Below are 5,660 nucleotides of genomic sequence, written 5' to 3'. Positions count from 1 at the left end.
CCGACACCGCCCTTCTGATTGCATATAGCAATAGTTTTGCAGTTTGGCATTCGTTTTCCTCCTTTCAAATAGTTTTATAGCTGTCCTGCAAAAACAGCTATGTAACTTTTCCGCTTATTTGTCCTCGACACCCCAGCGGATAGATAAATCTATATGGGAAGTTCTTCAAGCGCCTGACTGCTATCAGGCTCATAGGAATCTCACCTCTGCCGGGTTCTCCGCCAGCTCCGTAGAGAAGTATCATTATCGCTTGTGTAGGTTGTCGCCATATCGGGAGCAGCCCGATACTCACAGACGGAATTAGCGCTCGCTCCTGAAAGGAGGTCGTGGCGTACCGCTGAAATAGCTTTGCATTTCTGCTTACACAAGTAACGTACTTGAAGAAATGATATTCAGTTGTCAAAGTTCGTGAAAAGGTCTTTTCCGATTGCTCGGAAACAACCCTCTCACTTGTACCCACTGGGAGAGGTCATTTTTGAAGTAAGATTTTGAAAATTTTTCAAAAAAATTTAAATTTCCTTTTAAAACGCAAAAAAGCCGCCTGCTCCAATTAAGGAACAGACGGCTATAAGCTATATTTAATTGTATATTACCTTTATATTCTTCTTTCGGGCTTTATATAGCTTGACGATGATTTCATCTAATACATCAGTATATTTACCCTGTGCGATCATTTCATTTTTGAGGTCAATCAGAGATTTCAAAACCTCTGAGCGTTCTTCGTTCGTTAGATAAACGTGGTATTTCGGGTTTTTCATTATAAATTCCTCCTCACTTTTGAGCTATAACGGATTGAGATTGTCTTAATCTCCAATCATAAAAGCGTTGTTTAATAATCTCTGCGTCTTTTTCTGTATCTGAGTTTATATAGATATGAACAGAGCGAAACGCCTGTTTTATCTTTTCCAATAGGGATATTTCATCGGTACGTTTGTATGGAATATACACGAGCTTGATATTCCGCTTTTTACAAAGGTATTGCTTTAGTCTGTATTCGTTTTCATTAGGTTTAGAAGTTTCAATAGCGAGCTTTTCTTCGGATAGATATGATTCTAATGGAATACCGATAATGCTGTCATCATCAAACTTAACAGACATTTTATTCATTCCTGCATATACCATAATCGCTAATTTGGGTAGTACGCTCTTGTACTCCTTATCACACACCTTACAGCCCATTCCGCTTGCTCTGTCTGATATAGCGGCTTTATATGAATGGTTGAGAGGACATTTCCACCAAACGCTGTACATTGAGTGTCTTGAAATGTGTTCTGGTAAAAAGTCGGTGTTCTTATCAAAGTCCCATTCATCAAGAAGATGTGGATCTGTTGTAGCCAAGTCATTATATCCTGTCAATACGGCTCTGTCAGCGCAAACGGGACACATTGCGCCTTTAGCTCTTGAATGTATAACCGATTTCCACTCATAACCGCAAGTCCGACATTTCCACCATACATTTTTACGGGATTTATCATTTACGGTATCAGGAGTAAGTGGTAGGTTCCGATCTGACCATTCCTCGGCAAGCTGCGGATATAGCGTTGCAAAATCATTGAATCCTTTTAGTAATATATATCCACTGCAATATGGGCATTTACTGCCGTCTGACCGTGTGGAAATGAGCGTTTCCCATTCATTACCGCACTCTTTGCATTTCCACCAAGCCTTGCGGTTAGCAAAGACTGTTACTTGTGTAGGGAGTAGAGGTGCGTTTCTGGCTGACCACTCGGCGGCAAGTTCGGGCTTTTGGGAAGCAAGGTCATTGTAGCCCTCTAATATCGCATTGTGGGAACAGTAAGGGCAACCGCTTCCACTTATTACTCTGTTTTTTATTGAAGCTCGCCATTCGTGTCCGCATTTGCCATTCCACCATACTATTTTATTAGAGCCGTGCGTTACGCTGTCCGGCGTAAGAGGTAAATTGCGCTGTGACCATTCATTTATAAGTTCAGGGCAAACATCAGCTAACATTCTTTTCATACCTTATCCTCTCCTTTACCTATATTATATAGGAAACAGGAGAAAATCGTAGTTTGCGATTCGTTTCAGGGCATAAAAAACAGGCAACCTCATATAAGGCTGCCTGCGATTGCCATAATAGTAAATGCGATAAATCAGAATTTGCCGGGAGCCCCGGCAGCCAAATCCGCCTTTGGTTAAGTGTGCTGTAAAGGTAGGATTCATCAACGGCGGGTCGGTTGTTTCGCTAAATCAATATTTGCAACGGTGCTACTTTTCAACGGAAATAACAGCAATGTCGCAAGGCATACGCCCATTAACGATATAATATTGTGCATTATCTATTCCGTAACTTGAAAAGAACTCTTTATAGGATTCTTCGGTAAACTTCCGATTATGTTTAAATCCCAATAATTGAATAAACCCAATTTCAAATTTGTTAGAATCCTGAGATGTATATATATACGTTGGAATGATAAGTTTCCCGCCGGGCTTGCAGACACGAAACAATTCATCCAGTGCTGATTTGGGATTCGGCAAAAGATGTATCACATTACCTGCCACCACCTTGTTAAAGCTATTGTCAGCATAATGCAATGCAGTAATGTCCGCAGGCTCAACTTTGACATTGTTATATGCGGCAAGTTTTTTCTTCGTTTGTCTCAGCATTCCTTCAGAATAATCGGTTGCAATTAACTTACGGCAATTTGGAGCAATAGATACGCTAATAGCACCTGTTCCGCAGGCACATTCCAAAACTTCGTCTTCAGCATTGATGAAATCAGCAACTTTTATTCCGGTACCCTTATATACTTTTTTATTATATGTTATTTCAAATAAGTCTTACAGTCGTGCTACCTTGTTCCAAAACATTATTTATCCCCCGATAAATTCCGATTTATCTTTCTATGATTATATCATATCAGCTTGATTTTGTCTATCCGTCAAATAAAAAAAGACCTTGATGAAAACTAATCCATTAAAGCAACATAAAAGAATGGCTTGCAAAAATGGGATTTTAAGGTATTATATTCTTATGGAAAAATGATTTTCTGATGAAAACGCAGTAAATAAGCCAAATGCTACGCAAAGTAGCGAAAAAATATGCCGATGTAAACCGTAATTTCTTGTTTTGTAAAGCAAAATTATCTAAAATTAAGTCAACAAATTAAGGAGGTCATCAATATGACATTTGCAGAAAAATTAAAATCAATGCGTAAGCAGTCGGGTATGTCGCAGGAAAAGCTGGCTGAAAAAATCGGAGTTTCAAGACAGGCTATAACCAAGTGGGAAAATAACACGGGAATCCCCGATATTGAAAATATGCTTGCTTTATCTTCACTTTTCAATGTTTCCGTTGATGAGCTGCTCTCAAACGAAAAGATTGAGAAAAAGCAGACCGACTATTTATATGAAAGCGTAACCGAGTACGATATTGACAACATAAAGCGTTATGATATGAACTTGGGTGGTGCAAATACACTTGTGCTGTCTGGCTATGAAGGCGAAAAAATCCGTGTTCGCCTTGCGTCTAACACGCTTGCAACACTTCAGAGTGATTTTAAGGTGAAGATTGACGACAGCAAAAATCACATTGACATTGACATCAGCCGCAAAAACGGTATGACCGAGGCAAACGCAAAGGAGCAGGTGATGATTTTTGTTCAGCTCCCCAGTCAGTATATCGACAGAATTGAAGCGTCAATAAATGCAGGCGGGGTTGAGGTCAAGAATCTGAACTGCGAGAATCTTGAGCTTGAAACAAAAACACATAATGTTATAATTGACGGCTTTGTCGGTACGCTTGAGATTGACTGCAACCTTGATATGAACATTGTGTGCAACACCTTAAGCGGATCCGTTGAGGTTAATCAGATTTCGGCAACCTCACGAATCTGTGTTCCCGAAAATGCCGAATTTACCGCTGTTAAAAAGGGTATCGGCACAAGCATTTCATATGAAATGGACGGAAAAAAGGCGGAGGATTTCAGCGTCGCAGACTCAGAAAATGTTATCGAGCTTAACGGAATGAAGAGCGAGCTTGTTATTTGCAGAAATGAATAGAATTAAAAAATACAAAAAGGAGATGTCAGCTGTGAATCATTATATAGGAAACGGGAGAAAAGCGTAGTTTGCGATTCGTTTTTGGGCATAAAAAACAGGCAACCTCATATAAGGCTGCCTGCGATTGCCATAATAGTAACTGCGATAAATCAGAATTTATATATTTCTCAGTTTCTTTACATTGTGGTTCATTAAATGTCTTCCAAGATGCCTATATGCAAATGCTTTAGTTGCCGACATTTCCTGATGATGTTCTTTTAGTAATTCATCAGGAGAATCATACACTCCGAAATCTTGATTGATCCCCTCACTTTGTATATAGGTATTATTTCTGTCAAAATCAATTACCGGATGTTGAAAATCTTTTACTGCAACACCATATCCACAGAATTGTCCTGAACATTCTGCATTCTGTTTTTGTAGTTTAGAGAGATATTCTTTATCAAGGATAAATGCCTCCAATTCATACCATTTATTCTCAAAATACACCTCAACCCAGCTATGAAATACATTTTGCGGTGCTTTTTTATAAACAAATCCCGTCATTGCACCTTTTTGTAATTCTTTATCTATGGTAAATCCATGAACACGGCATGGTATTCCGCAAGAACGAAGCAACGCCATAAAAAGTGTTCCCTTCGTATTGCATTGTCCATACCCGTCTTTTAATACTTTTGAAGCAGGAATATTGTCATCAATATTATATCCAAACAAGATTTCATCCCTTACATAATTGTAGATAGATTTAAGACAATCAAACTCATTCAAATCTGTCCATTTTCTTTCCTTTATGAGTTCTTGAATGTTAGGGCTTGAAAAATCTAACATTTTTGTTTCTCTCAAATACTGTTTCAATATGTTCACCTTCAAATCCCGATTTATTTTTCTATCATTATATCATTTCTGCCTGATTTTGTCTATCCGTCAAATAAAAAAGACCTTGATGAAAACGAATCCATCAAGGTCAAATTCATTAAAATATGCGATTGTTTATCTTACCTATATTATATGAGAAACAGGAGAAAATCGAAGTTTGCGATTCGTTCTTGGGCATAAAAAATCAGGCAACCTCATATAAGGCTGCCTGCGATAGTATAGATTAATGCTGTAAATCAGAATTTGTGTTATCGCTTTTCCCGACTGGTAATTTCCTTTTTGTGCATCAGGTGAATACCGATGTGCCCGATTCCTAAAATGATACCGGCTGCAAAAAGAAAAGGATTTTTCCCATAAACCGCAATAAATAAGACTGATAAAACAGGCAGGGTTGCGCCTGCCACAGGGATACCTAAATAACTGCTGTAAAAATCTTTCATCGTTTTTTCACTTCTGAAATAGCGAATCCAGTATAGTTCATAAAGAATCATGCAACCAAACGAAGCAAAAAGCCAAAGAAGCCAAATTGAGAGTCCTTGCGGGTTAAAGTCGCTGAAAATCAAAATAAGACATGAAACAGCTACTTCTCCTATTCGTTCTAAAATCAATAACACCTTGTTTTCACACTTTGCATATTCGTCATAGTCCTTAGGCTTGTTTTTTGTCCAGAAGAAATTAGGTATAAACAGCATTAAAAGAAAAATCAAACCAATATAAGAAAAGCCAAAATGCATAACCTTCACCTCAACAAATTCCGATTT

The 5,660-nt window shown here is 38.3% G+C and carries 6 protein-coding genes; 1 reads left to right on the top strand and 5 read right to left on the bottom strand.

Going from position 1 to position 5,660, the window contains the following annotated elements; all coding sequences use genetic code 11:
* Positions 1-578: 578 nt before the first annotated feature.
* The 3 genes from JKK62_RS13915 to JKK62_RS13905 all read right to left on the bottom strand — a co-directional run bounded on the left by JKK62_RS13915 (position 579) and on the right by JKK62_RS13905 (position 2,790).
* Positions 579-758 (bottom strand): hypothetical protein, encoded by a 180-nt coding sequence (locus JKK62_RS13915; protein ID WP_201428419.1) that lies wholly within the window; start codon positions 756-758, stop codon positions 579-581.
* A gap of 13 nt (positions 759-771) precedes the next feature.
* Positions 772-1,980: a zinc-ribbon domain-containing protein gene (locus JKK62_RS13910; RefSeq protein ID WP_201428418.1), complete on the bottom strand. Its 1,209-nt coding sequence runs from the start codon at positions 1,978-1,980 to the stop codon at positions 772-774.
* A gap of 249 nt (positions 1,981-2,229) precedes the next feature.
* Entirely contained in the window at positions 2,230-2,790 is a 561-nt protein-coding gene (locus JKK62_RS13905) for a class I SAM-dependent methyltransferase (RefSeq protein WP_436286314.1), read from the bottom strand.
* Positions 2,791-3,144: 354 nt separating this feature from the next.
* Between JKK62_RS13905 and JKK62_RS13900 the strand changes: the two genes are divergently transcribed.
* Complete coding sequence (locus JKK62_RS13900) at positions 3,145-4,023, top strand: helix-turn-helix transcriptional regulator (RefSeq protein ID WP_201428417.1); 879 nt, start codon at positions 3,145-3,147, stop codon at positions 4,021-4,023.
* Positions 4,024-4,179: 156 nt separating this feature from the next.
* Here JKK62_RS13900 and JKK62_RS13895 read toward each other — a convergent pair whose 3' ends face one another.
* Together JKK62_RS13895 and JKK62_RS13890 are read right to left on the bottom strand one after the other, a co-directional pair.
* Positions 4,180-4,878: a transglutaminase-like domain-containing protein gene (locus tag JKK62_RS13895; protein WP_092965565.1), complete on the bottom strand. Its 699-nt coding sequence runs from the start codon at positions 4,876-4,878 to the stop codon at positions 4,180-4,182.
* A 269-nt stretch (positions 4,879-5,147) separates the two neighbouring features.
* A complete protein-coding gene (locus JKK62_RS13890; RefSeq protein WP_092965553.1) occupies positions 5,148-5,633 on the bottom strand; it encodes a hypothetical protein in 486 nt (161 codons plus the stop codon).
* Positions 5,634-5,660 lie beyond the last annotated feature (27 nt).

The sequence above is a fragment of the Ruminococcus difficilis genome (assembly GCF_016680995.1).
This window is presented reverse-complemented; position numbering and strand designations above follow the sequence as displayed.

Bases quoted from the DNA above. Each gene is read 5' to 3' on its own strand.
- JKK62_RS13890 (WP_092965553.1), bottom strand. From the start codon at position 5,633: ATGCATTTTGGCTTTTCTTATATTGGTTTGATTTTTCTTTTAATGCTG.
- JKK62_RS13910 (WP_201428418.1), bottom strand. From the start codon at position 1,980: ATGAAAAGAATGTTAGCTGATGTTTGCCCTGAACTTATAAATGAATGG.
- JKK62_RS13900 (WP_201428417.1), top strand. From the start codon at position 3,145: ATGACATTTGCAGAAAAATTAAAATCAATGCGTAAGCAGTCGGGTATG.
- JKK62_RS13915 (WP_201428419.1), bottom strand. From the start codon at position 758: ATGAAAAACCCGAAATACCACGTTTATCTAACGAACGAAGAACGCTCA.